General features: G+C 69.9%; 6 protein-coding genes. All 6 read right to left on the bottom strand.

All coding sequences use genetic code 11. From position 1 onward, the window contains the following. Positions 1–72 precede the first annotated feature (72 nt). On the bottom strand, positions 73–591 hold the full coding sequence (locus ABEB28_RS42400) for a PadR family transcriptional regulator (protein WP_345733974.1): 519 nt from the start codon (positions 589–591) through the stop codon (positions 73–75). A 156-nt stretch (positions 592–747) separates the two neighbouring features. Continuing rightward, the gene (locus tag ABEB28_RS42395) at positions 748–1,188 is read right to left on the bottom strand and encodes a pilus assembly protein TadG-related protein (RefSeq protein WP_345733973.1); all 441 of its coding nucleotides are present in this window, start codon (positions 1,186–1,188) and stop codon (positions 748–750) included. Then, positions 1,185–1,787, bottom strand: a complete 603-nt coding sequence (locus ABEB28_RS42390; protein ID WP_345733972.1) for a hypothetical protein — start codon at positions 1,785–1,787, stop codon at positions 1,185–1,187. The genes ABEB28_RS42395 and ABEB28_RS42390 overlap by 4 nt, the downstream gene beginning before the upstream one ends. After that, positions 1,784–2,188 carry a TadE/TadG family type IV pilus assembly protein gene (locus ABEB28_RS42385; protein WP_345733971.1) on the bottom strand — a complete coding sequence of 135 codons (405 nt, stop codon included), beginning with the start codon at positions 2,186–2,188 and terminating at the stop codon, positions 1,784–1,786. Before ABEB28_RS42385 ends, ABEB28_RS42390 begins: the two co-directional genes overlap by 4 nt. Positions 2,189–2,191: 3 nt before the next feature. Next, complete coding sequence (locus ABEB28_RS42380) at positions 2,192–2,374, bottom strand: hypothetical protein (RefSeq protein WP_345733970.1); 183 nt, start codon at positions 2,372–2,374, stop codon at positions 2,192–2,194. A gap of 194 nt (positions 2,375–2,568) precedes the next feature. Next, entirely contained in the window at positions 2,569–2,952 is a 384-nt protein-coding gene (locus tag ABEB28_RS42375; RefSeq protein WP_345733969.1) for a hypothetical protein, read from the bottom strand. Positions 2,953–3,196: the final 244 nt, after the last annotated feature.

The following is a 3,196-nucleotide window of genomic DNA, read 5'->3' as shown; positions in this document are numbered from 1 at the left end:
TCTCGTTCCCGGCCGTGCGCGGCTCCCACCCCCGGCAGCCGCGCGCGGCCGGGAACGACCGGCCGCCCGTGATCAGCTCAGCCCAGGCGCACTGTCGAGCCACTTGAGGATCGACCGCTGGTACTGGATCGCGAACTCCAGCGTCGCGACCTGGAACGCGTCGTCGCGCTTCTTGACCTCCTTCAGCTCCTCCCGGAGCTCCGCCAGCCGGGCCGTGTGCTCCTCCCGGCGCTCCGCGTAGAGCTCCTGGAGCTGCTGAGGCTTGTGCAACGACCCGAAAGCGGCCCGCAGCATCAGCGGGTTCCGCAGCTGGTCTCGCCCCGCGTCCTCGCTCAGCCACTTCGCGAACACGCGCTTACCGGACGCCGTGATCGCGTAGGGCTGAGAGGAGCGGGGGCCGGGTCTTCCGAGCCGAACGAACCCTCTCTCGGCCAGAACCGGCAACTCGCGGTATACCTGGCTCCGAGTAGTGGTCCAGAACGGACCCAATCTGTTCTCCGCAGTGGCCATGAGCTGGCCACCTGTCATCGGACCTTCGTGGAGCAGCCCGAGCAGGGCCGCCGCTGTCGCATTGAGACCTTTCTCCGCCATGCTAGCCACGGTGACACGATTCGGGCGGTCGCGCCATACGCCACGCCTTCCAAAGTGGAACCCATCACAAGTCGGACAGTTCCCAGGTCACCGGGGGCGCGGTCTCGCCGCCACTGGTGCGCGGAGAAGCGTCGACAAGCGCCGGTCACGGTCCGATCAGGTCTTCCAGCGTACCCGCGATGAGCTCATCGCAATCCGCTCGGAGCCGTCCGGTATACCGAACAGTCGTCCGAACGGGAGGACGACCGTACGCGTACAGACCAGTGTGATCTGATCATTTTGCACGTTCAACGCCACCGAAACCTGTTCGTTTTGTATACCCGCGAGGTAGATCCGCAGCTCAGCAGCGGCGTCCTGCTCTCGGATGAGTGCCCGATCGGGCGGAAACGGGCCGTCCGAGTAGGCCGCGCTGTCGGCCGTCGCACCAGCGACCGCGAGCGCGGCGCTGTCGCACCAGGCCTGCAGATCCCGTTGCGCCAAGAACGCGCTGGACGCGGTCGTCACCCCGGCGATCAGCAGCAGGGCGATCCCGACACACAGCAGGATCAGCGGCAGCGTGCTTCCGCTCTCCGGCCGGGCGCGCGTTCCCGGGCTCATCGGTCGCCCCGCAGATCGTCCACCCGTACGACGTAGCGGGCCTCCACGGTGTTCCGACCGGCGTCCAGCAGGGTGGGGACGCCGGGCAGCCGGTGGGTTCGTCGCACGCAGAACTCGTACGAGGAGCCGGGCGTGAGCGGCGGCGCGTTGCTTACCGGGCTAACAGTCGAGTCGAACGTGAGGCCCTCCCCTGCGTCGGCGACCGGCCACGAGTCCGCGTCGGGTGCGACCGGCAACAACGGCCCGTCGCAGCCGGCGCCGACCGGGCCCCAGCGCAGCTCGACCTCCCCGGTGAGGTTCTGGTCGGCGAGGGCGAGCCGGACGGCGTAACCCGCTCGGGCCGGAGCGGTGGACGGGTCGTCGGCGGTGACGTAGGCCCGCCCCGCCTCCCGCGCGGCCTGGGTGACCGCGAACGCGTTGCGCTGGATCTCGGAGAGCGCGAGCACGAGGTAGAGCAGCGGGACGAGGAGCAGCACGCCGACGAAGACGAACTCCACGATCGCCGCCCCGCCCTCCCCCGCCGGTCGACGCAATGAATCTGTCCAGCTGTCGGCGTATCGCCGCGGTCCGATACGTCGATAGCTGGACAGATTCTTCACGCGCCCTCCTCGACCGCGCGGGCGGTCACGTGCAGGGGCAGCGCATCGCCGACCGGGGCGAAGAACACCGGCAGCGCCCCGCGGCACTCCACCCGCGCCAGCCGGAGGCCGCCGGCGCCCGGCTCCTCCCGCCCGACGCACCGCACCCGGGACGCGACGTCCTTACCGGCACCACGGCGCAGGATCACACCGGCGCGGGCAGCTCCCTGTTCCGGGCCGACGTCAGCGTTCGCGGCGTACCGCGCACCCTCGGCCGCACTCGCCGCGACGATGTTCCGCACGTAGAGGTAGACCGCGACCTGGAGCACGCCGAGCAGCAGCGTCAGCAGGACGACGCTCACCAGCGCGAACTCCACGACCGCCGAGCCGTCCTCGGCCCGCGGTCCTCCCGGGCGCCGCACCGCTCACCGCCCGGTGTCGGAGACCACCTGTTCCAGCGCGCTCTGAACGGCCACCACGATCGCGTCCCGGAACACGGCGAACACCGCCGCGACCAGGCCGGCCGTCATGACCGTCACCATCACCCAGCCGGGAACGTCACCGGCATCGCCCCGCAGGCGGACGATTCGGCCGACCAACCAGCTCACGACAGGCACCATGGGACGCCCTCTCCGTGCGCTCGACGTGGAATCCCAGGCCCCACGACGAGCGTAGAGACGCCCGACGGCCCCGGCGAGCACTTCCGCCGAAACTGTGGATAACTCCCGAGTCGCTCAGCGTGACGCCAGGACACACGAACGCCCGCCCGGTATCGAACCGGGCGGGCGGCATCGTTCCGGCGTCAGCGCAGTTCCGCGGGGCGCTCCACGCCGTTCTCGTCGAGGATCGCGCGCAGGGCATCCGCGAGCCGGTTCGGCGGGATCTCGTCGTCCGGCGTCGTCGGGCGATCCGAGTAGCGGAAGCTCCGCTCCCACCCGTGCCGCCCGTCGGCGAACACGAGTACGCCGTCGTCGTCACCCTCGACCCGGGTCTCCCAGAAGCGGTCCTGCTGCTGACCGGTGAGCTCCCGCATGAACGACCCGAACTTCCGGGACGTGCCCGGGTTGTCCGCCTCGCCCATCGCGGCGAGGAAAGCGTCCACCAGGCGTACCCGCTCGGCGCGCTCCGCCTCGAAGCCGGGATCGGACTCGGCGAACCCGTGCTCTTCCTTCCGGACGTCGACCATGGATCCGGCCTCCTTCTCGTCGTCCTCAGTTCCCTGCCCGGAGAGCCCAGGCCGAAACCTCTACGAGGGCCAACACACACGAGATGAGACGAAAAGGTGTGAACCGGCTAAAGCTAGCGAACCGTTAGAGCCAGCAGCAGCCCGATGGCACCCGCCCCGAGCCCGCCCAACAGACTCGCGACCACGTTCGCCAGCGCCAGGAATCGCTCGCCGCGCTCCGCCAAGCGCCACGTCTCGTAGCTGA

Origin of the sequence: Cryptosporangium minutisporangium (assembly GCF_039536245.1) — a bacterium.
Classification (GTDB): domain Bacteria; phylum Actinomycetota; class Actinomycetes; order Mycobacteriales; family Cryptosporangiaceae; genus Cryptosporangium; species Cryptosporangium minutisporangium.
This window is presented reverse-complemented; position numbering and strand designations above follow the sequence as displayed.